At 67.8% G+C, this 26,181-nt stretch carries 15 protein-coding genes and 2 pseudogenes; 7 read left to right on the forward strand and 10 right to left on the reverse strand.

Annotation, left to right across the window (positions count from 1 at the left end; translation table 11 throughout):
* The first annotated feature begins 68 nt into the window (after positions 1-68).
* Positions 69-1,802, forward strand: coding sequence for an outer membrane protein assembly factor BamB family protein (locus E4A48_RS11205; RefSeq protein ID WP_039007026.1), 1,734 nt, complete (start codon positions 69-71; stop codon positions 1,800-1,802).
* Between the two features lie 176 nt (positions 1,803-1,978).
* On the opposite strand, the gene E4A48_RS11210 is transcribed toward E4A48_RS11205, so the two are convergent.
* From E4A48_RS11210 to E4A48_RS11230, 6 genes and pseudogenes are all read right to left on the reverse strand, one after another.
* Positions 1,979-2,725: a FadR/GntR family transcriptional regulator gene (locus E4A48_RS11210; RefSeq protein ID WP_142742422.1), complete on the reverse strand. Its 747-nt coding sequence runs from the start codon at positions 2,723-2,725 to the stop codon at positions 1,979-1,981.
* A gap of 243 nt (positions 2,726-2,968) precedes the next feature.
* A complete protein-coding gene (locus E4A48_RS11215; RefSeq protein ID WP_260607937.1) occupies positions 2,969-6,187 on the reverse strand; it encodes a glycoside hydrolase family 2 TIM barrel-domain containing protein in 3,219 nt (1,072 codons plus the stop codon).
* Positions 6,188-6,327: 140 nt separating this feature from the next.
* Positions 6,328-7,893: a glycoside hydrolase gene (locus E4A48_RS11220; RefSeq protein ID WP_260607938.1), complete on the reverse strand. Its 1,566-nt coding sequence runs from the start codon at positions 7,891-7,893 to the stop codon at positions 6,328-6,330.
* A pseudogene (locus E4A48_RS21445) lies at positions 7,886-8,317 on the reverse strand (DUF5597 domain-containing protein). The gene E4A48_RS11220 and the pseudogene E4A48_RS21445 overlap by 8 nt, the downstream one beginning before the upstream one ends.
* Before the next feature lie 3 nt (positions 8,318-8,320).
* Positions 8,321-8,449, reverse strand: a pseudogene (locus E4A48_RS21590) (tryptophan 7-halogenase); the annotation flags it as partial.
* A 91-nt stretch (positions 8,450-8,540) separates the two neighbouring features.
* Positions 8,541-11,282, reverse strand: a complete 2,742-nt coding sequence (locus tag E4A48_RS11230) for a TonB-dependent receptor (RefSeq protein WP_260607939.1) — start codon at positions 11,280-11,282, stop codon at positions 8,541-8,543.
* 526 nt (positions 11,283-11,808) lie between these two features.
* Here E4A48_RS11230 and E4A48_RS11235 point away from each other — a divergent pair.
* The 3 genes from E4A48_RS11235 to E4A48_RS11240 all read left to right on the forward strand — a co-directional run bounded on the left by E4A48_RS11235 (position 11,809) and on the right by E4A48_RS11240 (position 14,733).
* The gene (locus E4A48_RS11235; RefSeq protein WP_058196639.1) at positions 11,809-13,209 is read left to right on the forward strand and encodes a trypsin-like serine peptidase; all 1,401 of its coding nucleotides are present in this window, start codon (positions 11,809-11,811) and stop codon (positions 13,207-13,209) included.
* Positions 13,210-13,345: 136 nt separating this feature from the next.
* On the forward strand, positions 13,346-13,498 hold the full coding sequence (locus tag E4A48_RS20570; protein ID WP_176717109.1) for a hypothetical protein: 153 nt from the start codon (positions 13,346-13,348) through the stop codon (positions 13,496-13,498).
* Positions 13,499-14,244: 746 nt separating this feature from the next.
* Complete coding sequence (locus tag E4A48_RS11240; RefSeq protein WP_058196638.1) at positions 14,245-14,733, forward strand: pyridoxamine 5'-phosphate oxidase family protein; 489 nt, start codon at positions 14,245-14,247, stop codon at positions 14,731-14,733.
* A 144-nt stretch (positions 14,734-14,877) separates the two neighbouring features.
* On the opposite strand, the gene E4A48_RS11245 is transcribed toward E4A48_RS11240, so the two are convergent.
* From E4A48_RS11245 to E4A48_RS11255, 3 genes are all read right to left on the reverse strand, one after another.
* Positions 14,878-15,936, reverse strand: coding sequence for an HDOD domain-containing protein (locus E4A48_RS11245; RefSeq protein ID WP_058196637.1), 1,059 nt, complete (start codon positions 15,934-15,936; stop codon positions 14,878-14,880).
* Positions 15,937-16,087: 151 nt separating this feature from the next.
* Entirely contained in the window at positions 16,088-16,552 is a 465-nt protein-coding gene (locus E4A48_RS11250; protein ID WP_230812675.1) for a nuclear transport factor 2 family protein, read from the reverse strand.
* A gap of 186 nt (positions 16,553-16,738) precedes the next feature.
* A complete protein-coding gene (locus E4A48_RS11255) occupies positions 16,739-20,383 on the reverse strand; it encodes a methylmalonyl-CoA mutase family protein (RefSeq protein ID WP_039007039.1) in 3,645 nt (1,214 codons plus the stop codon).
* A gap of 231 nt (positions 20,384-20,614) precedes the next feature.
* Between E4A48_RS11255 and E4A48_RS11260 the strand changes: the two genes are divergently transcribed.
* From E4A48_RS11260 to E4A48_RS11270, 3 genes are all read left to right on the forward strand, one after another.
* Positions 20,615-20,929, forward strand: coding sequence for a YXWGXW repeat-containing protein (locus tag E4A48_RS11260; protein ID WP_039007040.1), 315 nt, complete (start codon positions 20,615-20,617; stop codon positions 20,927-20,929).
* Positions 20,930-21,166: 237 nt separating this feature from the next.
* Positions 21,167-21,715, forward strand: coding sequence for a hypothetical protein (locus tag E4A48_RS11265; protein WP_142742424.1), 549 nt, complete (start codon positions 21,167-21,169; stop codon positions 21,713-21,715).
* Positions 21,716-21,980: 265 nt separating this feature from the next.
* Positions 21,981-23,081 (forward strand): Glu/Leu/Phe/Val dehydrogenase dimerization domain-containing protein, encoded by a 1,101-nt coding sequence (locus E4A48_RS11270; protein WP_039007042.1) that lies wholly within the window; start codon positions 21,981-21,983, stop codon positions 23,079-23,081.
* A 210-nt stretch (positions 23,082-23,291) separates the two neighbouring features.
* On the opposite strand, the gene E4A48_RS11275 is transcribed toward E4A48_RS11270, so the two are convergent.
* Positions 23,292-26,132, reverse strand: a complete 2,841-nt coding sequence (locus E4A48_RS11275; protein ID WP_142742425.1) for a S8 family serine peptidase — start codon at positions 26,130-26,132, stop codon at positions 23,292-23,294.
* Positions 26,133-26,181 lie beyond the last annotated feature (49 nt).

Below are 26,181 nucleotides of genomic sequence, written 5' to 3' on the forward strand. Positions count from 1 at the left end.
CGTTTCCTTCCTACCATTGCGCCGGTAGCAAAGGGGGGGTCTTCACTCCAAGCCTCGAAGGACACCGCATGAACAGGCATTACGCGCACCGGAAACTTTCTGTGCTGTGGCTGGCGTTGGCTCCCGGATTGATGCTCGCCACGGCGGCGTCGGCGCAATCCGCAAGCACTGCCCCGGCGCAAACTCCGAACGACAGCGAAGCGTCCGCCAGCCCGCAGGGCGGCAGCTACGGCGACAACGCAAGCTCGCGGCCCACCACTGGCGATGGCGCCGCGCTCGGCGGCGGCGCGCCATACGCCACCCGCAACGGTTGGGAAAACGCCGGTGGCGGCTATCTCAATACGCGCTTCGCCCCAGCCGAGTGGCAGATCACCCCGTTCAACGCGGCGCGGCTGAAGACCGCATGGACATTCACCACCCAGGGCGACGTGTCCGCCACGCCGACCGTGCAGGGCAGCGCGCTATACGTGCCAGACTGGGGCGGCCAGCTGTATCGCATCGACACCGCGCTGGGCAAGGCGGTGTGGAAGGTGAAATTGTCCGATTACACCGGCAATGCCGCCTCGCTGTCGCGCAACAGCCCGGCGATCGCGCGCGACAGCATCCTGGTCGGCGACCAGGCCAGCGGCACGGTCGTGGCGATCGACAAGAACACCGGCAAGCTGCTGTGGAAGACCCTGGTCGAAGCCAATGCGCAGGCGCGTATCACCGCCTCGCCGGTGGTGTACGGCGATCGCGTCTACGTGGGTGTGTCCTCCGGCGACTGGGGCGGACTGACGCCTGCTTACAAATTCTCCTTTCGCGGCAGCGTGGTCGCGCTGGACCTGAAGACCGGCAAGCTGCTGTGGCGTTTCCAGACCGCGCCGGAAGGCTATACCGGCGCCTCGGTGTGGGGGACGCTGGCGATCGACCCGCAACGGCAGCGCGTCTATGCCACCACCGGCAACAACTATTCGGTACCGCTTAACGTCGCCAGCTGCGTCAAGAACGCCAACGGCGACACGACCGCGCAGCTGGCCTGCCTGGCACCGGACGACTACGTGGACTCGGTGCTGGCGCTGGACATGCGCAGCGGCAAGCCGGTGTGGACGCGCCGCCTGCAGGGCGCCGATGCCTGGTCGCTGTCGTGCCTGGTCGCGCCGACCAACGGCGTGTGCCAGGAACCGCAGGGGCCGGACTACGACTTCAGCGGCGGCGGCGCCAACCTGTTCACCGCGATCCGCAACGGCAAGCCGCAGGCCCTGGTCGGCGCCGGGCAGAAGAGCGGCGTGTACTGGGCGTTCGATGCCGACAGCGGACGCACCGTGTGGTCTACCCAGGTCGGTCCGGGCGGCACCGCCGGCGGCATCGAGTGGGGTTCGTCGGTGGATCCGCTCAAATCGCGCGTGTACGTGGCCATCAACAACAGCAACCACACCAGCTACACCCTCGCTCCCGGCAATACCGAGACTTGGAACGCCGGGTCGTGGGCGGCGCTGGATGCGGCCAGCGGCAAGATCCTGTGGCAGGTGAAGGTGCCGGGCGTCGATCCGGTCCAGACCGCATTCGGCGCCGGCGGCCGCGGCCCGCTCGCATCCTCGCCCGGCCTGGTCTATGCGGGCTCGATGTCCGGCGCGATGACGGTGCTAGACGCCGCGACTGGCAAAACCCTGTGGAGCTTCGATGCCGGCGGTTCGATATCGAGCGCGCCGGCGGTGGTGGACGGTGCGGTGTACTGGGGCGCGGGCTATAGCCGCTTCAATTTCGGCACCGGCATCCACAAGCTGTACAAGTTCGTCCCGGCCACCTCGCGCGGCCGCTGATCGCCGGGCAACGCGTCGGCGACAGGCGTGCCACGACAGTTCCTCCTGCGCATGCAGGAGGGCTGTTTTTGTAGACAATCCATCTGTTGCCAGGCCGCAGGCCTCGGCAGGAGAAGTGCGGTGGCGCTTCCGATCGGCACCCACCCGCGCGGCCAGGCAGCGCCTGCGCTGCGTCGTTACGTCGGCTTTTTTTTCGCGTCCCGGCTTTCTTCGCCGGCAATCAACGTCAGCACATCGTGGATGATGCTGAACATCGCCGCCTGCGCCTTGTCTGCATCGCCGCTCTTGATCGCCTGCAGCACACCGCGGTGTGCCGGGATGCTTGCGGTATGCCCGCGGATGCGGTTGGTGAACTGGATCGAAAAACTCAATGCGGTGTTCACCAGCTCGTGGAATTGCATGTAGAACGGATTGCCGGTCGCGTCGAGGATCGCGACATGGAAGGCCACGTCCGAGGACAGGTGATCGTCTTCGCCGCGCTCGGCCGCGATCATGCGTTGCAGCGCGTGCTCGATCTTGCCGATCGCCTCGGCATTGCCCTGCTGCGCGGCGAGCTTGGCCGCCATCGGCTCGATGCCCTGGCGCATTTCGGTGAACGAACGCAGCAGGCTGTGCGAGAACTTGCGTTCCAGCATCCAGCGCAATACGTCCGGATCGAGCAGGCTCCAGGTCTGCTCGGGCCGGACCACGATGCCGCTGCGCGGGCGGGCGGAAAGCAGGCCCTTGGCGGTCAGCATCTTGATCGCCTCGCGGGTGACGCTACGGCTGGTGGCATACGCCGAGGAGATCTCCGCCTCGGTGGGGAAACTCTGCAAACCGTAGATGCCGGCCACGACATCGCGCCCCAGCGCATCGAGCAATTGCGAGCTGAGCGTGGTGCTTCCGAACTGTCGCCCTCCCTTGCCCAGATCGTGCGGTTTCATTGCAGGCAGCCGTTTTTACCAGGGAAGATCGAGAGTAGCACGGCGATTTCGGCGCGGAAGTCTTGATTTTTTCACGGTAAATCTGCTGCCCCGGCAGATGCGCGACCACGTCCTTGACAGCGCGCGGACAGGCGTGCCGCCGGCCGCCCAGCACCCCACGGCGATCGTTTGGAAGCGGCCACGACACGCCCGGCGTAGGCCGCGCAAGACGCGCCTTGCGGCGCTGTGCCGCCCGGCCATCGCTCATTCGTCGCGCCCGGGCGCCGCCTGCTCGGCAAGGCTGTCCGGCGTCGCGGCCGGCTGCAGGCGGAACTGGTAGCTCGCCGGCTGCAGCGCGATGCGATACGCCGCGTGCGGCTGGCCCCATTTGCTCCACTGGTCGTCGCCGCCCAGGCCGATCTGGCGCTGGTCGATCAGCAACGACACCCGGCCATGGGCACGCAGATCGGAACTGTGCGCGCTACCGACCGGCCTGCGCTCCAGGTCGGAATACGGGAACGCAAGCGCATTGACCGACAACGGCGTGGACCCGCTCACCGTCAGCGCCGCGCCCTGCGCCGGCGCCAGCCGCAGCCAGCGCACGCCGACCTTGTTGCCGGTTTCCTGCGGGCGGATGTAATCGTGGTGCTGCTCGGCGATCTTGCCCGCATAGAGCGCGATCTCGCCACTGCCGTAGCGATCGGCATAGGTCTCGTGCGGCCCGCGGCCATACCAGGCCAGGTCGACGAACCGGCTGGGCATGGTGAACGCCAGCCCGACGCGCAACGGATCCGGCAGGCCGACATAGCGCGGGTCGAAGTGCGCGGTGACCTGCACCGATCCGTCGCGCGCCATCAGGTAGGCCACGTCGTAGCGCACGTCGGCCGTCGCACCGTCGCCGCCGAGATCGAAACCGACGTCGATCCTGGCACTGCCGTCATCGCGCTTGCTGGCGACGACGGAACGGACCCGGCGCGTTTCCGACAAGGTCTTCCACACCAGATGCGTCGCATACAGGCCGGTGCCGATGTCGTTGTCGGTCGGCGCGCGCCAGAAGTTGGGCGCACCGCCCTGCAGCAATTCCTGGCCGCGGTAGGCATAGCGCGCGACCAGACCGGTGCCGCGGCCGATGCGCAGTTCCGCACCCGCCGCGCGCAGGCTCAGCTCGCCGGCCGTTTCGCGCAGCACGACCGCGGCGCCGTCCGCGCGCGGCACCGCGGGCGCCGGCGGCGAGGCCAGCGCGAACTGCTCCCAGGCCACCACATGGCCGGCAGGCACCAGCGGGATCGTGCCGGCGCGCGCATGCGCACGCACGCTGATCAGGTACTCGGCGCCGGCCTGTTTCTTGAATGCGGGCAGGACCAGCTGCAGCTCGCCGGCCGCGCCGGCGGCGATCGCCAGATCCGGCGCGCGGCCCTCCTGCACCACCCGCCCGTCCTGACGGATCTGCCAGTCGAAAGCGAAGCCCGACAAGTCGATGAAGGCATGCCGGTTGCGCACCAGGAAGCGCCCGCGATCGGCGTCGATGGCTTCGAACTGGATCGGGCCGTAGACCTTGGCCAGCTCGTGCAGGTGCGGGTTCGCGGTGCGGTCCGATTGCAGCAGGCCGTCGCCGAACTCGATCGCGCTCTGGCCCGAGGGGTTCGGCCCGTAGTCGGCGCCATAGCCCCAGTACGGCCGGCCGTCGGCGGTCTTCAGCAGCATGCTCTGATCCACCCAGTCCCAGATGAAGCCACCCTGCAGGCGGTCGTGCGCATAGATGGCGTCCCAATAGGCTTTCAGATCGCCCAGGCTGTTGCCCATCGCATGCGCGTACTCGCACATGATCAGCGGCTTTGGCGCATCGTCCGTGCTCGTCGCGTAATCGACGATGCGCGCCACCGAGTCGTACATCGGCGCGTAGATGTCGGCATAGGCATTGGGCGCGTGCTGCGCATACAGCGTGCCCCAGCCCAGGTAGCTCACCAGGCGCGTCGTGTCGCGCGCGTGCAGCCAGTGCGCGGCCTTCTCGAAATTCGGGCCGATGCCGGCCTCGTTGCCCAGCGACCAAAAGATGACCGACGGATGGTTCTTGTCGCGCTCGAACATCCGCTGCACCCGCTGCAGGTGCGCCAGTTCCCATGTCGGGTCGTAGCCGAGCTGCACCTTCTCGCGCGGGCGCATGCCCTCGTTGCCTGCCTGCATGTAGGCATGCGATTCGATGTTCGCCTCGTCCATTACGTACAGGCCGTATTCGTCGGCCAGGGCGTACCACAGCTCCGCGTTCGGATAGTGCGAGGTGCGCACGGCGTTGATGTTGTTCTGCTTCATCAACGCGATGTCGCGCCGCATCGAGGCTTCGGAGATCACGTGGAAGGTCTGCGGATCGTGCTCGTGCCGGTTCACGCCGCGGATCTTGACCGGCTTGCCGTTGACCTTGACCAGCCCGTCCTTGACCTCGACGGTGCGGAAGCCGATGCGGCTGGTGCTGGCCTGGAGCAGGTGCGCGTCGGCGTCGTGAACCTCCAGCAGCAAGGTGTAAAGATTCGGCGTTTCCGCGCTCCACGCACGCACCTTGCCGATCGCCCCGGACAGGGTCAGCGCCGCCTCTTGCCTGGCCGCCGTCACCGTCGCCTGCCGTACCAGCACCGGCGTGTCGCCGTCGAGCAGCGTGGCGGTGACCCGCGTGCCCTTGGCCGCATGCAGCAGGCCGACATCGACATCCAGCACGCCGCCGACATAGCGCGCATCCAGCGTGGCGCGGGCGAAGAAATCGCGCAGCCAGGTCTGCGGCGTGGCCAGCAGATAGACATCGCGCTCGATGCCGCTGACCCGCCAGAAATCCTGGTCTTCCAGATAGCTGCCATCGGACCAGCGATAGACCTCGATGGCGACCGAGTTGCGGCCCGGACGCAGCTGCGCAGTCACGTCGAATTCGGCCGGCAGCTTGGAATCCTCGCTGTAGCCGACCCGCTGTCCGTTGACCCAGACGTAATAGGCCGCGCCGGCCGCACCGATGTGCAGCAGTACCCGGCGCCCGTCCCAGCCTTGCGGCACCTCGAACTCCCGCCGGTAGGAGCCGACGCTGTTGATGGCGTGGGCGATGAACGGCTGGTTGGCCGGGAATGGGTAGTCGATGTTGTTGTACAGCGGCTGCCCGTAGCCCTGCGCCTGCCAGTCGGACGGCACCGGAATGGTCTTCCAAGCCGACACGTCGTAATCGTCGCGGTAGAACTGCGCCGGGCGCTGCTCCGGCGTGGGCGAGAACATGAAGCGCCAATCGCCGTTGAGCGAGAGGTGGTAACGCGAGTCGGCGATCCGGCCGGCCCTGGCCAGTGCCACCGATTCGTACGGGAAGGACGTGGCCCGCGCCGGCAGCCGGTCGATCTCGTTGATCTCCGGGCGCTCCCACTCCGGTCGCGGGGCGTCGCCGGCCCAAGCCGTGGCCATGTGCAAACCGAGCAGCAGCAAGACGCTTGCGTTGGCCAGGAGTCGTTGTCGCACTGTCGGTTTCATCGAAAGCCCCTTGTATACAAAACAGCCGATCGGGTTGCACTGCAGCGGCGATTCCCGGTGTCGGGACGCAGGCGCCGGCACTGCAACGCGTGAACGTTCGCGGCCACGCGCCTGGGCGCGGGCCATCCTCATTGTTTGCGCAAGACCACGCTGACCACCGACTGCGGCGGCGCCAGCGCCGCTTGCGCACCGGGCGCGGCCGCGCGGCGGCACGCGGTTTCGGCGCGCAGCGCGGCCGAGGTGACCACCACCTGTTGCGACCACGCGCCGGCGCCCAGCGTCTGCGGCGCGATCGCCAGCCGCCGCGCCACCAGCCCGGCGTTGACGTGCACGAACACCAGTTCTCGCCCATCCGCCGACAGCGCCGCCACCGTATCCGCATCGTCCACCTGCAGCAGGCGCATGCGCGGCCGCAGATAGCGGCTGAAATTGGCCATGGCCCAGTACTTGCGGGTCACCTGGAACGGATGCTCCGCCGCCGCCGCGGTGCTCAGGTCCATCCGGATCAGGCCCCAATGGTCAGCGGCACCGGGCTTGTCGGCCGCGGAGTTCTCGATCGCCTGCCAGAACACCCACGCCGACGGCTGCAGGCGCTTGAGGTCCAGCACCATTTGCTCGGCCAGCGCCAACGCCGGGCGCATATCGTCCGCGTCTTGCGCCACCTTGGGCGGCGCCAGGTCGTTTTCCGACATCCACAGGCGCATGCCGCTGGCGGCGGCGATATCGCGCATGCCGGTCTGCCCGGTGCTGTCGTAACTGTGCACGTTGAGCTGGCCCAGCACCGCCTTGGTGGCATCCGCATAGCCGGACCAGTTGTGGATGAAGCCCAGCGCGCTGGTTTCGTCCATCGCCGCGACCCGGGTGCGCAAGCCGCGCGCGCGCAGCGCGCGGTCGCTGGCCTGGAGGATGCGTTCCTGCGCCGGCACGCTCCAGTGCGCGCCTTCCTGGGTGTTGCCGGCGAACCAGTAGGGCGTGCCCGGTTCGTTGACCGGCGACAGCGTGCGGAAGGCGATGCCGTGGCGACGCTGCAGTTCGTCCACCACCCGTGCCAGATACGCCGCGAATGCCGCTTCCTGCCCGGGCCGCAGATTGTCGTCCAGCCCATGCTCGGCGCCGGAGACACGCCCGCTCACGGTCATGAACCACGGCGGCGAGTTGGAGAACGCCTCGAAGATGCGCAGATCCGCAGGCACCCGCGCGCGGATCGCGTTCAGCCACCAGCGCTGGCCCTGGTCGGCCGACCAGTCCCACAGCGTCGGATTGTCCGCACGCCACCAGTCCTTGCCAGATGCGCCCGCTGGCTGCCGCCAGAACCCCGATATCGCCGCACCGGGGCGCAGAGACGGCGGCGTGTCGGTCGCATTGCCGCCGCCGATGTTGTAACGGGCGATCACCCAGCCCAGGCCGTCGCGGTCGTAGAGCAGGTCGGCCAGTTGGTTGCGCAGCGGATCCGGATAGGCGCCGGTCACGTTGGCGAACCAGGCCAGGGCCGTGCCGAAGCCCTCGAAGCGGGTCTGCGGCGATTGCAGATCCGCGTGCAAGGTGACGCTGACCGGCGCATCGGCATCGCACCGCGGCGCGCCCAGGCAAGGCAACGCCAGCATCGCGACCGCGATGCCACCAAGCCATCGGCGTCGCAGCAGCGCACGCCACGCGCCCGGCATGCGCAGGCGATGATGTACGGGGCTACTCATGCGCCGCCTGCATCAGCGTCACCATCAGGCTGTCGCCGGGTTCGGGCAAACGCAATCCGAAATGGGTTTGCTCGCCATTGAGCAAGCGCTCGCGTACCCAGCGCCCGTCGTCGAAATGTCACTCTTCCACCGCCAGCAGTTGCGCCGTGCCGCGCGCGCCGGGCTTTTCCGCGAACGCCAGGTTGGCGTTGACACCGGTGACCAGGAACCGCTCAGGCTCCACTGCGGCGACCAGCACGCGGCCGTTCGGCACCGCGTTGCCCTGCCCGCACGGCCCACCGTAGCCATCGCGGACCTGGCCGAAGCGCACCGCAACCTCCAGGAAGTACAGCGGCAGGTCGCAGGCGGCCTTGCCCGCCGCGGCGACCGCCTGGATAAGCGCCAGCACGAACGCAGCGCAGCACAGGCGGCGCCAGAAGCGCATGCGCAATATCGCCGTGGCGGCATCGTCGGACAGGTAGTCGCTCGAATAGACGTAGCCGTTGCCAGTGCGATGCTGCAACGGAATCCGCCATTGCCGGCCCGCCTCGCGCGCGGTCGATCGGGTGTAGGACGTGGCAGCCGAGGGTGCTGGCATCTGCGTCGCGGCGTTCCCGCGCAGCGGTCGCAGCGGCCCGCTTCAACCGCCGAAGCGGGCGCCCAGCGCATCAGTACGTGATCCGTGCCGAGAACCCATAGCGGCGGTCGTTGAGTTCGTACCGCAACGGCGCGCTTGCCGTGCCAATGTAGACCTCGTTCATGCGATTGTTCAAGTTCACCGCATCGAACGACAGCGCGACATGGTCGTTCACGTTGTAGCTGACCGAGGCATCCAGTGACGCGTAGGGTTTCTGGTACTGCGGAATGCCGTTGGCGCCGCTGCCCTGGGTGGTGTCCAGGTACTCGCCACGCCAGCTCCAGGCCAGGCGTGCGGTGTAGCGGCCCTTCTCGTACAGGGCCACGGCGTTGTAGCTGTGCTTGGACAACTTCTCCAGCGGCACCATGGCCGGAATGTCGGACCCGGCGGTGGCGAAGGGATTGGACACGCTGCTGTCCACGTAGGTGTAGTTGAACTGGAACCCCAGGCCGCTCAGCCAACCGGGCAGGAAATCGTAGAACTGCTGGTAGGCGAATTCGGCGCCGCGGATGGTGCCATTGCCGGTGTTGAGCGAGGTGCTGATGTCGTAATCCAGGCCGTTGTAGTTGCGCACCACGGTGCCGCTGGCAAGAAACCCGTCCACCTTCTTGTAGAACACGCCGGCGGTGAGCGAGCCGGCAGGAGCGAAGTACCATTCCAGCGTCGCATCGTAGTTGTCCGACTGCACAGGACGCAGGAACGGATTGCCCGAGGAGCCGCCGGGCCGCCCGGTGACCGGATTCAACTGGTTCGACGCACCCAGCGAGACATTGGTCGACATCTGGTCGAAGTTGGGCCGCGCGATCAACTGCGAATAGGCCAGACGCGCCTGCAGGGTGTCGCTCAGGTGCGCGCGCAGGTTGAAGCTCGGCAGCACATCGTTGTAGGTGCGCTCGACCGACAACGGGGTACTGCCGCCACCGTCCACGAACACCGCGCCGTCCGAGCCGGTGGTGGTCTTGAGCAGGCGCACGCCGACGTTACCGTCCAGGCGCAGCCCGGCCAGATCGGTGTCGTAGTCGGCGGTGACATAGCCGGCCCAGGTCTTTTCGGTCTGGTGGTTGAGATCGCTCGGCTTGAACGCGGTCTGCGGCGCGAAGCCGAACATCGCTTCGGTGCGCGTGGTGCGGTCGAACAGGCCGCTGCCGCGGGCGAACTCCGGATACAACACGCCGCCGGTCAGGGTCTTGCCGTCGAAGAAGTCGGGCGACGGCCCGTTGCGCACCATTTCCGGATGCGCCGAGACCGACGGATAGACCAGGCGCGTGGCGCAATCGGGATCGGGCCCGTCCACGCCCAGGCAGGCGGCGTTCCAGGTGCCGCGCAGGTCGATGCTGCTGTCGGCGTAGCGCACGCCGGCGCTGAGCTTGGTGAAGAAACCGCCTTCGGTGAAGTATTCCAGGTCCGATTGCAGCGCCAGCTGGTCGGCGTCGTTGCGGGTCAGCGCATCGGCGATATAGCTGGCGGCATAGTTGTTGGGATCGCTCAGCAACGCCGGATCGCGCACGTTGAAGCGCGGGTTGCCGCCACGCAGGTCGAAGTCGGCGATCGAGCGGTTGAGCGCCGTGCTGCTGTCCTCCGAGGCGCGGTCGTAGAGCGAGACGACGAAGCCGTTGCGATCGGCATCATAGGTCGAGGTGAGGTATTGCGCGTCGAACGTCACCGCCAGCTTCTCGCTGGGATTCCAGCGCAGGTTGACGCTGTAGTTGCTATTGGTCGAGGTGAGGTCCTGGTCGTAGCGCGCCGACTCGAACATCTGGTTGTCCAGCGCGCCGGAGGTGGCGTAGCCGTTCTTGTCGAAGGTGAAGTCCGCGCCCGCCAACGGCGAGGCCGCCTCGCGCCGGTTGGCCTGGTAGAAGTACTTGCCCTGCCGGTAGAAGTCGTAGGTCGTACGCAGGAGCTGGCCGGTGACCAGCACCGTATCGGACGGCTTCCACTGCAGCGCGGCCGCAGTGCCCAGGCGCTTGCGGTCGCCGCCGTCGTCGTAGATCTGGAAGCCGGAGGGAATCTGCGCATTGCTCGGCGCACCAGCGATGATGCCGTCCGGCACCGCGACGAATGGGCCGGTCAGGATGCCGTCCTGGCGATAGCTGGAGCGGCCGTAGCCCACGTTGAACAGCACGCCGACCTCGCCGAGGTCGGTATTGAAGCGGTCGCTGTACAGGCCCGACGCCGCGCCGCCGGTCTTGTCGGCGCGGTCGTAGTAGTTGCCTTTGGCGGTGCCGCTGATGACCCGGCCGGGCGCGTCGAACGGCAAGCGGGTGCGCAGGTTCACCACGCCGCCGACGCCGCCTTCGATGAGGTTCGCTGGCGGATTCTTGTAGACGTCGATCCCGGACAGCAGTTCCGGTGGAATGCCTTCCAGGTCGAGGGTGCGGCCGCCGGACGCGGAGAACGTATCGCGGCCGTCCAGGAAATTGCGCACCTGGGTCAAGCCGCGCACGGTCACGGCCGGCTGCGTGCGGTGATCGAAATCGGTGGCGCCCTCGCCGTAACGGCGCTGGATCTGCACGCCGGTGATGCGCTGCAGCGCTTCCACCGTGTTCGCATCCGGCAGCTTGCCGATGTCCTGGGCCTGCACCGAATCCACGATCTGCGTCGCGTCCTGCTTGATCGCCTGCGCCGAGCGCAGGCTTTCGCGCACGCCAGTGACCACGACGCTATCCAGCGTCTTGACGTCGCCGCTGGCCGGCTGCGCAGCGCCATCCTGCGCGCTCTGCTCGGCCGCGGTGGCGGGCTTGGCTTGTCCCCACGCCAGCACCGGGGTCAGCATCGCCAGGCCCAGAGCGGTGGCAAGGGGATTTCTGTGCTTCGGATATTTACCTTTGCAGGGCGCGCGACTTGTCATTCGAATTCTCTCCGGTGCTGACGAAATTGACCCTCGTATCGACACCGACAGCGGCCTTGAAACTGCGCGCGACGGACAGCGACGTTCATGCCGGCGTTGGCGACGACTACAGCGAAAGCAAGCGAGGGCGCTTCAAGTTATGTTCATATTTATATGACAATTAGATGGGACGCACGTTGCATCGCAACACGGCCTCTGCGCGGGCGTTGGCAATGTCGCGTACTTGCAGCAGGCGTCGGCGCAGGCGCGCAGGCGTGAAAGGCAGGCCCGCAAGATGCAGGTGACGGCGCAGCGCCGCACAATGTCTACAAAATCGATCACTACAGCGTGACGCCACGCACGCACTCGCCGTGTCGGCATCCGTAGCCTCGGCCTGCACCATGGAAGTGAGTGCAACGGCATCCGCTCCACTGCCGGATGCTCCAGTCGTCTTCTAGCAAAAGGAAAATCCATGAATCGCAAGAACACGCTGTATCTGGCCCTGCTCGCGGGCATCTTTGGCCTTTCCCCCATCGCCATGGCCGCCAATCCCCCCGCGGCCGAGATGGACTCCGCTCCGGTCGAAGCCCGCCCCAATGCCGCCGCACTCGGCGGCGCCGAACTGCGCAGCCTCGCCAGCGGCAGCGCGCATGCGCCGCGTCTGATCGAACTGGGCGCACCCGACAGCGCCCAGGCCGCGACGATGAAGCAGTTGCGCGCGCAGCAGGTCAAGCACGGCCAGCCGCTGCAGATCGGCTTCTCGCGCACCATTGCCGAGCCGGCGATCAACCTGCGCCGGCTCAGTTGGCACAGCCTTCCCAATGGCGCCCAGGTCACCAGCTTCGAGATCGTCTCCACCGGCGCGGCCGCGCTGCGCGCGGCATTGCAGCTCAGCGGCAGCGGCACCCAGCCGGGCGACCCGGGCAAGGCCAAGCTGCGCTTCGCCGGCGACGACGGCCGCGTGTTCGAACAGAGCGGCGCCGACTTCGCAGGCAGCACGCCGGGCTGGTCCGCGGCGGTGTCCGGCGCGCGCCTGGTGGTGGAAATCGAACTGCCGGCCGGCCAGTACCCGCCGGGCTTCGCGCTGAAGATCCCGCAGCTCTCGCACATGGACATCAATCCCGTCGCCAGCGAGGACATGATGCGGCCGATGATCGGCGAGAGCGATTCGTGCGAGCACGACATCGTCTGCCGCGCCAACCCCAGCAGCGGCTTCACCTCGGCCGCCAAGTCGGTGGCGCGGATGCTCTACAGCAAAGGTGGCTCCACCTACCTGTGCACCGGCACCCTGCTCAACAACAGCAACGCGCCGAAGAAGTACCTGTTCTGGACCGCAGCGCACTGCATCAGCACCCAAGCCGTGGCCGACACCCTGCAGACCTACTGGTTCTACGACGCCGCCAGCTGCAACGGCTCCACGGTCAGCGCGTCCGCCACCACGCTCAACGGCGGCGCCTCCCTGCGCTATGCCAACGCCACCCGCGACACCGCGCTGCTGGAACTGAAGACCGCTCCGCCCAGCGGCGCGTTCTATGCCGGCTGGAGCAGTTCGCCGATCGGTTCCACCGGCACCGCGATCGAGGGCATCCACCACCCCGCCGGCGACGTGAAGAAGTACTCGCTGGGCAGCGTCAGCGCGCTGTCGTCCTCGTACCTGGGCGGTTCGCCGCTGTACAAGGTGGTCTGGAACAGCGGCGTCACCGAAGGCGGCTCGTCCGGCTCGGGCCTGTTCACCGTCAACAGCCGCGGCGCCTACCAGCTGCGCGGCGGCCTGCTCGGCGGCGACTCGTACTGCAGCGCGCCCAGCGCCCCGGACTACTACTCGCGCTTCTCCGACGTGTATTCCATCATCCAGCCCTACCTGAGCCCATAAGCCGAGGCCCGGCAGGGCCGTACTCCCGGGCCTGGACAGGCCACGCGATGCGCGTGACCTGTCCGTAGCGCCCGCCACCACCCCGGCACACAGCGGTTACACTGGGCGCCCCATCTCACACACGGCAGGCATCCACTTGGCAAAGCCCAACTATTCCTTCGAAAAACGTCAGCGCGAAATCGCCAAGAAGAAACAACAGGACGAGAAGGACGCGCGCAAGCGCGAAGCGCGCGAGGCGGCCAAGGCCGCAGCGGACGCCGAAGCGAAGACGTCCGACAGCGGCAACTGAACAGCGCCGGCGGAACCGGTCCCGCACCGGCTCTCGCCAACGCATGCGGTTTTACAAGCCGCAAGCAGCCGACATACCGGCCTGTCGATGCTCGACGACCCATACGTTTGGCGGCTGTGCGACGCGGTGTCGATGCAGCAATGTCACCCACTCGCCGTAGCACCGCAGCGCGCGATCTGCGCGAGTCTTTGATCGTATCGTCGGCGCTGCTAGTCAGCGCTGCAGGCGCCGCATGTGCAACGCGGCGGCTACTGCCGGCTTGCCTGCGCCACTCAGGCGACGCCGGTGGCCGGCGGAATGGAGGACAGATCGAACCTCGAAGGCCGCACCCGCAGCGATGCTGGCCTGGGCCATCGCCAGCGTCAACGGCGGATCCAGCGAGGCTTGCGTTTACACAATCGCACGCTTCGTCGAGCGAGCATCCTTTGCCGAAAGAAGGCGGCTGCGGCGAGCGCGATGCTGGCATTCGCGGCAACGGCACAGCGTTGAAATGGAAGGCGTGCGCAAACCGCGCGCCAGGCATCTAGTCACCATTGGCGGGCGTGACATGTGTTCCGATCCCGATCCCATCGCCGCCACGCGGCCACGCTTGTCTACCGCAGCGAGCAACGGCGCGCATGCTCGCCCCGTCATCGGGCGGCGCCATCCGCCGTGCCCTACACGCTCCGTCAACGTATCCGTCACGGCGCGCGCGCGCGCCGCGCAGCACAGTGACGACAGACATTCACGCCCTATCGGAGATCCGCATGGCCAGCCCGCAGGAACTGGAAGAGAAATTCTGGAAGGCGCTCAAGTCCGACCGCACGGTCATGCTCGGCCTGGATGGCGTCGAAGACGGCCATGCGCGGCCGATGACCGCGCAATTCGAAGGCGAGCGTGGCGGTCCTATCTGGTTCTTCACCTCCAAGGACAACGCCCTGGTGCAGAAACTGGCCCAGAGCCAGCGGGTGATCGCAGCGTTCAGCGCCAAGGACCACGACCTGTTCGCCAGCATCAGCGGCACGCTCAGCCTGGACAACGATCAGGCAGTGATCGAACGTCTGTGGAACGGCTTCATAGACGCCTGGTACGAGCAAGGCAAGGACGATCCCAAGCTGGCGCTGCTGCGCCTGGATCCGGACCACGCGCAGATCTGGCTCAACGGCTCCAGCCTGGTGGCCGGGATTAAAGTGCTGTTCGGCATCGATCCCAAGCGGGACTATCAGGACAAGGTCGCGGACGTGCCGCTACGCTGAGGATCTTCAGTGCGACGACGATCCAGGGCTGCATGCCTGGATCGTCCTCCGGATACGCGTCGCGCGCCTGATGCGTTGCGGTATCGTCGCCGACCAGCCGCAAGCACCTGGCATCCCGTTTCATCGCGCGTCCGAAGCGCGCGGTCACTCGTACACCGCCAGCATGGCGGCCGCCGCCAGCGCGCGGTTGCGACGCAGCGACCGCGCCAATGTCTTTGCGGGCTGAATCGCTGCCGCATCGCCGTGCTGCTCGAGCGCACGCTGCAACCGCGTGGAAAGCCCCCAATCGGTCGAGATGGCTTTCGCGCATGCAGCGGACCACTTTTCCAGCATGCCAGCGATCAGTTCCGGATCCGCATGCATTCCAGGATGCTTGGCATACGCATCGCGCAGCACCTGCACAACAGCTACCGCTCCCAGGCCATAAAGCAGCGCCAGCAACTGCACCGCATTCGGGTCATCGCGCCCCATGGCCTTTGCATCGCCGGCCATGGCCTTGGCCGACAGCAAGGTGTGCTCCCACAGCAGTGCGGCGCAGCGGCCGAACACGCTGCCGTCGTCGGCGATGACCGGTTGCAGCAGCGCGGCCAGCACAATCTGGCGCAGGCCCTTGGTGCCGAGCAAGGCCACCGCGCGCTCCAGATTCTCGATCGGCTCGGCCTGGCGGCGGTACGCGGTGCTGTTGGCGATGCGCAACAGGTTGCCGGCCAGCGCCGGATCCTGGCCGAGAATCGCCGCGATGGCCTGCGCGTCGGCATTGGGATCGTTGATGGCGCGGGTGAGCTGCGGCAAGAGCTGCGGGCGGCGCGGGGTATAGCGCGGATGCGCGTCGAGACGCGCCAGTACCGCCACCGCCGCGGTGACGACCTCGGCCTGCGCGGCGCGCGATGCTGCGCTCGGTTCGGGCGCAGGCACGCCGGCGAACGCCAGCGCGTACAGACGCAGTAGCAGGGAGGCTTCCTGTTCGGCAGAGAGTTCGGCGGCAGCTGCGGCCACACCATGCCCGGACTCCACCGTAATCGCTGCATCCGCGCCGGCATCTTCGGCGGCGGCACTGTGCGCAGACATTGCGGCCGGTTGCACGACGACGGTCGGTACCGCCGTTCCGCGCTGGCGTCCACGCCGCCACATCCAGCCACCGATGCCCAGCAGCAGCGCGACGGCAACGCCTGCAATCCACATCGACGGCACGATCATCTTCATCCGCGAAGTCGCCAAGTTCCCCACCCGGCCGGAGGCGCATCCCTGTCCAGGCGCGCCAGGACATTCAAACATGGCGCGCCATTTCTTGCTTGAACGCCGGCGCCTGCCTGCATGCGAACGCCCGGCGACCGCGCCACGCCGCCGCGCACGCTCAGGGCGTCGGCGAAGTGGCCGCGCGATGGCCGTAGCTGAACACCCGCGTCAGCTTCCAGCCGTCCTTGCGCTGGCGCCACACCATCACGAATTTGGGGATGCCCTCGCAACGGCCGGTGACCAGCTCGCAGAAGCCAGGCTCGCCTGCCTCTATCGCACCGAAGTCCTTGAGCGGGTAGACCCGCAGCGTGCCGGCCACCAATTCGCGGCGCACCTTGCCGCAGATCCACTTGCGCGTGTTGTCGACGACGCTCTTGCGGTCCCAGGTGACACCGCCCTGGTCGTGATAGAACTCCACGTCGGGCACGAACAGTTGCTCGAACGCCGCCAGCTCGCAGGTGTTGTAGGCGCCGAACAGGCGCTGATCCAGCGCCGCGACCTTGTCGAACAGCGGTCGGCAGTCCCGTCCTCGCTCGGCTCCGCGGCGCGCGCCGTCGCCGTGCACGCCATCAACAACACCCATCCCGATGCCTGCATACGCCGTCTCCCGTTCGTCGATGCCTCACTATGGGCCACCCCAGGCAGCGGCCGCGATGGCGCCCAGACGCATGCGAAGCGGTGCGCGAGACGGCGGCGAACGGCAGACAGGCCATGGGCTGCAACACCGCCAGCAAGCACGCCACCGCCGGCGCCTGCAACCGTCGGTGGCCTACATATTGCGCCGGTATTCGCCGCCCACCGCGTACAGAGCGTGGCTGATCTGTCCAAGGCTATGGGTCTTCACCGCCTGCATCAGCGCGGCGAAGACGTTGCGGCGTTCGCGCGCAGCACGCTTCAGATAGCCGAGGCCCACTGCATCGCCAGGAGCCGGCAGGCCCGACGCTTCGGCCTGTTCCGGCTGCACCGGCACCATGCCGTTACGGCGCTGCTGCCAGTCGTGCACGTTGGCGATCTGCTGGCACTTCTCTTCCTGGGTGGAGCGGATCAGCTCGATCTGGGTCGCGGTCTCGCCGGCGTGCTGCCTGGGCAGGAAGGTGTTGACCCCGACCAGCGGCAGGCTGCCGTCGTGCTTCTTGTGCTCGTAGTACAGGCTCTCTTCCTGGATCTTGCCGCGCTGGTACATGGTGTCCATCGCGCCGAGCACGCCGCCGCGCTCGCTGATCGCCTCGAATTCCTTGTACACCGCCTCCTCCACCAGATCGGTGAGCTGCTCGACGATGAAGCTGCCCTGCCACGGGTTCTCGCAGAAGTTCAGCCCCAGCTCCTGGTTGATGATCATCTGGATCGCCACCGCGCGGCGCACGCTTTCCTCGGTCGGGGTGGTGATCGCCTCGTCGTAGGCGTTGGTGTGCAGGCTGTTGCAGTTGTCGAACAACGCGTACAGCGCCTGCAGCGTAGTGCGGATGTCGTTGAACTGGATCTCCTGCGCATGCAGCGAGCGGCCGGAGGTCTGGATGTGGTATTTCATCATTTGGCTGCGTTCGTTGCCGCCGTAGCGCTCGCGCATCGCGCGCGCCCAGATGCGCCGCGCCACGCGGCCGATCGCGGTGTACTCCGGATCCATGCCGTTGCTGAAGAAGAAGCTCAGGTTCGGCGCGAAATCGTCGATGCGCATGCCGCGCGCCAGGTAGTACTCGACGATGGTGAAACCGTTGCTCAGGGTGAAGGCGAGCTGGCTGATCGGGTTGGCGCCGGCCTCTGCGATGTGGTAACCGGAGATCGACACCGAATAGAAGTTGCGCACCTTGTGCTCGACGAAATACTGCTGGATGTCGCCCATCATGCGCAGCGCGAATTCGGTGCTGAAGATGCAGGTGTTCTGCGCCTGGTCCTCCTTGAGAATGTCGGCCTGCACCGTGCCGCGCACGCTGGACAGGGTCTGCGCCTTGATCTGCGCATAGGTCTGCGCGTCGACCAATTGATCGCCGCTGACCCCGAGCAAGGCCAGACCCAGGCCGTCGTTGCTCGGCGGCAGCGCGCCGTGGTAGCGCGGCCGCTGCCGGCCTTCGAACACTGCATCCAGGGTCCGTTCGGCCTGCGCCCAGCGCTGTGCATCGGCCTTGAGATACTTTTCCACCTGCTGGTCGATGGCGGTGTTCATGAACATCGCCAGGATCATCGGCGCCGGGCCGTTGATGGTCATCGACACGCTGGTGGTCGGCGCGCACAGGTCAAAGCCGGAATACAGCTTCTTCATGTCGTCCAGGGTGGGAATATTCACCCCGGAATTGCCGATCTTGCCGTAGATGTCCGGGCGCGGCGCCGGATCCTCGCCGTACAGGGTGACGCTGTCGAAGGCGGTGGACAGGCGCGCGGCCGGCTGGCCCACGCTCAGGTAGTGGAAGCGGCGGTTGGTGCGCTCCGGCGTGCCTTCGCCGGCGAACATGCGGATCGGGTCCTCGCCTGCTCGGCGGTACGGATAGACGCCCCCGGTATAGGGATAGCTGCCGGGCAGGTTCTCCTTGCCGAGGAAGCTCAGCAGTTCGCCCCAGCTCTTGTAGCGCGGCGCGGCGATCTTCGGGATCGGCTGGTGGCTCAGCGACTGGCGATAGTTCTCCACGCGGATCGCCTTGCCGCGCACTGCGTACTCGGTAACCGCGTCGGTGATCGATTTCAGTCGCTGCGGCCACTCGCGCAGCAACTTCAGCGACTCGCTGGACAGCGTCTGCAGTGCGTCGTTGTAGCGCTGGCGCAACAGCAGCAGGCTCGCATCGACCACATCGACCGCAGCGGCGCGGGCGGACGGCTGCAGGTCCTCGACCGGATAAAGCTCCAGCTGCCCGGGCAACTGCGGGTCCTGCAGTGCGTGCAGCGACTGCCAGAACGATTGTGCGCGGTCGGCGGCCTCGGCCTGGCGCTCGATGCCGGCGTTGAGCGCGCGGCCCTGTTCGGCGATCTCGGCCAGGTAGCGCACGCGCGCGCCGGGAATCAACACCGTGGAGCGCGGCTCCTTGAGCGTGGTGTCCAGCTGCGGTTGGAAGTCGCACTGCAGTGCCAACGCGATGCGGCCGGCGCCGCCAGCCGTTCCGGCGTCCGTCACCGGCGCCGCGAGGCCCAGCTTCGCGCGCAGCAAGCGGCACAGATTGACGAACATCCAGCTGATGCCGGGATCGTTGAACTGGCTGGCGATGGTCGGATACACCGGCACCGCCGCGTCCTCCAACTGGAACGCGGCGCGGTTGCGCCGCCATTGCTTGCGCACGTCGCGCAGCGCGTCCTCGGCGCCGCGCCGGTCGTACTTGTTCAGCACCACCAGCTCGGCGAAGTCGAGCATGTCGATCTTTTCCAGCTGGCTCGGCGCGCCGTAATCGCTGGTCATCACGTACACCGGAAAATCGACCAGATCCACGATCTCCGAATCGCTCTGGCCGATGCCGGCGGTCTCCACGATCACCAGGTCGTAGCCGATGCCTTTCAGGAACGCGATGCAGTCCTTCAGCACACGGTTAGTGGCCGCATGCTGGCGCCGCGTGGCCATCGAGCGCATGTACACGCGCGGGCTGCGCAGGGCGTTCATGCGGATGCGGTCGCCGAGCAGCGCGCCGCCGGTGCGGCGCCGGCTCGGGTCCACCGATACCACTGCGATGCGCATCTTTGGGAAGCCGGCCAGGAAGCGGTTGAGCAATTCGTCGGTGACCGAGGACTTGCCGGCGCCGCCGGTCCCGGTCAGGCCGATGACCGGCGCTGCGCGCCGCTCGCGGGGCCCGGGACTGGGGACTCGGGACTCGGAAGTGCCCGGCAGGCCGGATTGCCACTGCTTGTGCAGCAGCGCCAGTTCCGCTTCGGAGAACGCGCCATCCTCGAGCGCCGACAGCATCCTGCCGATGCCGATCTCATCGTCGATGCCGGGGAGCGAGGCGCCGGCCTGCTCCGCGTCCCGAGTCCCCAGTCCCGAGTCCCGACCGCGCGCGGCGCGGACTACCACGTCCTCGATCATCTCCACCAGCCCCATCTTCATGCCGTCGTTGGGGTGGTAGATGCGTTCCACGCCGTAGGCCTGCAGCTCGGCGATCTCCTCCGGGGTGATGGTGCCGCCACCGCCGCCGAACACCCGCACATGGCCGGCGCCGCGTTCGCGCAGCGTGTCCACCATGTACTTGAAATACTCGACGTGGCCACCCTGGTAGGACGACAGCGCGATCGCATCGGCGTCCTCCTGCAACGCGGCGCGCACCACGTCCTCGACGCTGCGGTTGTGGCCGAGATGGATCACCTCCGCGCCTTGCGCCTGGATCAGCCGGCGCATGATGTTGATCGCCGCGTCGTGGCCGTCGAACAGGCTGGCAGCGGTGACGAAGCGCAGCGGGCTGGTGTCGGCTTGCGGCAGCGGCACGCGAGACGCGGGAATGCTCATCGGGACGACATCGGCAAGAGAATGCCGCGATTCTAGGCGGCCCGCGCAGTGCGGGCAGGTTGCGCTGCAACATGCGGCGGTGATCGCGCCGTCTGCAAAAAGACGGCAACGCAGCGCCACGGACGCCAGCTATGCGCTAGATGAATGCGACGGCGCGGCGCGTCAACAGCGGCGCCGCCTGCCGCGTTCGCGTTTGGCGTCGGCACACCGCCGATGTCCCTGGAGAATCGCATGTCCATTCGTCCTTTGCTGCTGGCTTCGCTGCTCGGCAGCGCGCTCGCCGGCGGCCTGCTGGCCGGGCCCGCGCAGGCGCGCCCGGTGCTGGAACCGTCGGTGCAGAGCGCACCGCCGCCGCGCTTCGAACGCGTGGTGGTGCGACCGGGCTACGTCTGGACGCCGGGCTACTGGCATTGGAACGGCCACCGCCATGTCTGGGTCGAAGGCCGCTACGTGGTCGAACGCCCGGGCTATGTCTACGTCGACCCGCGCTGGGAACATCGTGGCCCCGGCTATTGCTTCCATGACGGCTATTGGCGGCATCGCTAGCGCGTGGCCTGGTGGCGACCGCCGCCGACATGCTGCGCGGCGACGTAACCGCCCAACCCAGCTTTGCGATAGAGTGCGTATCGCCGCGCCCTGCCGGTTCTCGAGAACACGCATGTCCAGGCATTCGCTATCGCATGCGTCCTTCACGGCGTTGCTGCAGGCGCATGCCGTTCGCGCCGGCGCCGGGGCAGCGCCGCTCGCGCGGAGCCCACGCCCGCGGCGCATGGGCCGCTAGCGATGCCGTGGCGCACGCCGCCGGGAACCTATGCGATCGCGATCACCGTGGTGGCGGTGGCGATCGCCAGCGTGGCGGCCTGGCGCGAACGGCCCACCGACGCAGCCTCGGGCCGCCGACTCGGCGACGCCATCGGCCACACCGCAGTCGCGCTCGCGGCGCGCAAACCCGCCGCGCCCATCACCGTTAGCGCACCGGCCGCGCCCACTGCCGCCAGCATCGGCGACGCCCCCCACTTCGACGGCCACGGCCGGTTGCTGCCGGACCCGGCCTTGCGGCGCTATCTGGATCGCTACCTGAGCGCGCTGGACGCACCGGCGCTGGCGACCCAGCGCCGGCGCCTGGATGACGATCTCGCCTCCGACATGCCCGCCGCACAGGCGCAACAGGTGCTTGCCTGGTTCGATCGCTACGCCGCCTATCTGCGGGCCGACGCCGCGGCGTCCGCGCGCGGCGCCGGTTCCGCGCAGCACGCGCAGGAGTTACGCGAACGCCTGCTCGGGCCGCAAGCGGCCGCGGCGTTCTTCGCCGACGCAAGTGCCACCCACTGAAGCCGCACCGCGGCGGCCGTGCGGCGGCGGCGCGACGGCCTCGGCACCGCTACCAGCGTCGCAAAAGGTAGCGAGATGCCCGCGGCGCATGGCGCGACGCCAAGGCCCAAACGACTGCGCGACACACCGACAATTGCTTTAAAATGCGCCTATCGCGACGATCAGGACCCGTTCCGGAACCCGTCGCGTTTTTCGTTTTGCGCACCCTCACTAGGAAGTTCCTGGAACTAAGGTGTCCCACACCTGCAACGCCAGCGGAGCCCCAATGCTTTTCGAAACGCTAGCCACCACCGGCCACGAACATGTCGTCTTCTGCCACAACCGCGACGTGGGCCTGCAGGCGATCATCGCCATCCACAACACCGTGCTCGGCCCCGCGCTGGGCGGCGTGCGCATGCGCCCCTATCCCAACACCGAGGCCGCGCTGCAGGACGCGCTGCAGCTCAGCCGCACGATGACCTACAAGAACGCGCTTGCAGGGCTGAACATCGGCGGTGGCAAGGCGGTGATCATCGGCGACCCCAAGGCCGACAAGTCCGAGGCGCTGTTCCGCGCCTTCGGCCGCTACGTGGATTCGCTGGGCGGGCGCTACATTACCGCCGAGGACGTCGGCACCGACGTCAACGACATGGAGCAGATCTACCTGGAGACCGAATACGTCACCGGCGTGCACCAGGTGCACGGCGGCTCCGGCGACCCGGCCCCGTTCACCGCCTATGGCGCGCTGCAGGCGCTGATGGCCTCGCTGCAGCGCAAGCTCGGCCACGAGGAGATCGGCAAGGCCAGCATCGCCGTGCAGGGCCTGGGCCACATCGGCATGGAGCTGGCGAAACTGCTGAAGGAGCGCGGCGCCAAGCTGTACGTCACCGATCTGGACCAGGCGCTGGTGGATCGCGCGGTCGCCGAATACGGCGCCGAGGCGGTCAAGCCGGACGAGATCTACGACGTGGCCGCCGACGTGCTGGCGCCGTGCGCGCTGGAAAGCGCGATCGACGAAGCCACGCTGCCGCGGCTGAAGGCGAAGATCATCTGCGGCACCGCCAACAACCAGCTGGCCAACGCCGCAGTGGGCGAAGAACTGCACCGCCGCGGCATCCTCTATGCCCCGGACTACGCGGTCAACGCCGGCGGGGTGATGAACGTGTCGCTGGAGATCGACGGCTACAATCGCGAACGCGCGATGCGCCTGATCCGCAGCCTGTACCACAACCTGGGCAAGATCTTCGACCTCTCCGAGCGCGACAACATCCCGCCGCAGCAGGCCGCCGACCGCATCGCCGAAGCGCGCATGCACGCCATCGGCAAGCTCAAGCTGCCGCTGGGCCGCACCGCCCCGCGCTCGATGGGGCATCTGCGCGGCGAGTAGGCGAGCGAACAGCAAAACCTTTCGACGCACAGCGCGTCGGGACTGAAGTGCCTGCCACAATAAGCCGGCACGGCATCACCGAGCCCGAACGTCCCTGTAAGCGACTTCAGCCGCGAAGAGGGAAGAGGGAAACCCAACGCCGCCTCGGCACGTAGAGGCCGCAGCCTCCACGGTAAATAAAGCGCGGGCCGCAAGCATGCCCGCACTGCATCAGAATCCCAAACGATACCGCAGCGACAGCGCATGATCGTCGCCGCGCGGGCCGAAGCGCCGGTCGTAGCCGACGCCCAGCGCACTGCTGCCCCAACGCCGGTCCAGGCTGGCGCCGAACAACCCGCCCGACCGCGCCGGCTGCAGATCCACCAGCGGCGCCCAGGCATCCACGCCGACGAAGCTGGCCTGGCGCTGCAGCCCTTGCGCGGCCAGGGTCTGCTGCCATTCGGCATAGCCCTGCAGCGACCAGCCGCGGCCGCCGTAACCGGCACGCAGGCCGGCCAGGGCCTGGCTGCGCGAAGAAGACGCCGCATCGGCCATCAATCCGAAGCCGTCGCCGCCCTGCTCGCGAAAGCCGTCGCTATCGATGCGGCTGTAGTCGGCGCCGACGTACGGGGTCAACGCCGCCTTGCCGCGCCCGAAGCGGTAGCCGACTTCGATGCTACTGGACAGGAAGCGTCCGGCGTAGCGGCTGGACGCATCGGCGACGCGATCGCCGAGCAGCAGACCGCGGTCGAGCTGACGCCGGTACTGCCCGGTGCCCAACTGCGCCAGCGCGTAGGCATTGCCGCCGACCGCGCCGAGATAGGCCTGGCCCTGCACCTGGCGATCGCGGCTGTGATCCAGACCGCCGTCGCCGCCACCGTCGGCGCGGCTCTCGCCGAAGGCGAAACCGGCCACGCCATGCTCGCCCAGGCGCAGGTCCTGGCCCATCAGCCAGCCGTCGAGCTGGAACTGGCTGCCGGCGAAACTGCCCTGCCCGGTGTCGCCCAGGCGCTGGCTCCACGCGCCGATCGCACGCGGTTGCGCGACCAGGCTGTCGAGGCGGCCGGACAGCGCGCGCCGCTGCAGATCGATGCTGTCGAAGGTCATTGCGGTGGCCGCGGCATGCGCTTGGCCGGACAGGCTGCGCAGCGTCGCCGCCGCCGCCGCCGCGCTCGGCGATTGCTGCACCGCGCCGGCCGCCTTCAGCAGCGACGCATCCACTGTCGCCGGATCCCTGCTCAGCTGCGAATCAAGCTGCGCGAACGCCGCGTCCACCCGCGTGGCCGAGGCCAGCGTGGCGGCAGTGACGCTGCCGAAACTCGCCGCCGCGGCGGTGACGCTGAGCGCCTGCACGGTGATCGAAGCGCTGGTACTGTCGTAAGCGAGCGAAGAGGTCAGGAACACGTTCGACGGCGTGGTCACCGAGGCGAACGTGCCGCTCAGTCCGCCGCTGGTTTCGATCACCTTATAGGCGGTGTTGTTGACCACGTAGTCGCGCTTGCCGAGCACGTACAGCGCGCCGCCCTGCAGCGCCGCGGTGCCGGTCACCGAGAGCTTGTCGCCGACCAGCAGCGCCAGCCGGCCGTTGCTGCCCTGCACGTAGTTGCCGCTCAGGCTCAGCGCCGCGGTGCCGACCTGGAACGTGCCGGCATTGCTGACGTTGCCGCGCAGCGGCCCAGTGCCGATGAAGGTTGCGCCATTGCTGATCGCCACGTTGGAGCCCAGGCTGGCCGCGCTGAGCGTGCCGGCCTGCACCCGGGTATCGCCGCTGTAGCTGTTCTGGGTGCCGCTCAGAGTCAAGGTGCCGCTGCCCTGCTTGATCAGGCCACCGCTACCGGCGATGTCGTTGGCCCAGGTCGAGCTGCCGCTGAAGGACACGCTGACGTCGCCCCAGTCGAACCGGGCCGGCCCCAACACCGCCTTGCCGACGTTGAGCAAGCCATAGCCGAAGGTGGCGTCCACCCCGGGCGTGCCCAGGTCGGTGGCGGTGCCGAGCAGGGTCTGCCGCAGCAGATCGTTGCTGAAGTAGGGGAACGCCTGCCACACCAGCGCCGCGGCCCCGGACACCAGCGGCGCAGCGTACGACGTGCCGCTACCGTAGTAATAGTCCGGGTTGGCGGTGGCGGTGGTCGCCTTGGGATCGACGAACACTTCGGTACCCGGCGCGACCAGGCAGTAGTGCATGGCCACGCCGCAGGCGTTGGAATACGACTCCAGCTTGCTGCCGGTGCTCGCATCCACCGCGGCCACCACCAGCCAGCCGCGTTCCAGGTCCGCCGCCGGATGGCTGCTGCCGGGGCCGGGCTGGCTGGGCAGCGCGGCGATGTCCGACGGATCGGCCTTGGCTTCGTTGCCGGCGGCGAAGACCACCAGCCCGCCATGGCTCAGCACGAACGGACGGTATTCGGCGGCGATCGCATTGGTCGCAGTCGGATCGGTCCAGTAGATGCCGCCCCAGGAATTGTTCATCACCTTGACCCCGGCGTTGATCAGGTCCTGGTGCACTGAAGCCAGGCCCAGCGCGCCACTGGCCTGGTTGCCCTCGCCGCTGCCGTCGTCGTCGGGCGAGGTATCGCTGATGATGCGCGACGACACGATCTGCGCGCCGGGCGCGATGCCGCCGGGCCACGCGCCCACCGCCTTGCCCGCGGCCAGCTGCGCGACCGTGGTGCCGTGGCCGTCGACATCGTCGACGTTGACGTTGTTCTTGGCCGGATCGACATAGATCAGGCTGGACACCACGCGTCCGGCCAGCGCCGGATGGTTGCGGTTCACGCCGGTGTCGACCACGCCGATGCGATAGCCGCTGCCGTCATAGCCGGCGGCGTGCGCGGCCAGCGTATTGGTCAGCGCCAGGTGCGCGTCGAACGCGGGCTGCGGCGACGGTGGCGAGGTCGGCGGCGACGTGGGCGGGGAGGTCGGCGGCGGTGGCGGTGGTGGCGAGGTCGGCGGCGGCGAGGTCGGCGGCGGATCGCTACGGGTCAGCCCGCCACCGCTGCCACCGCCGCATGAGGTCAACGCCATCGCCAGTGCGGTCGCCAGCAGCGACCGGGCCATCAACTTCCGCATCATCTCTCTCCAGATAAGCATGCCGGCCAAATCGGCGGGCAACGGTGCGTTG

Source organism: Xanthomonas translucens pv. cerealis (assembly GCF_006838285.1).
In the GTDB taxonomy this organism is placed as follows: domain Bacteria; phylum Pseudomonadota; class Gammaproteobacteria; order Xanthomonadales; family Xanthomonadaceae; genus Xanthomonas_A; species Xanthomonas_A cerealis.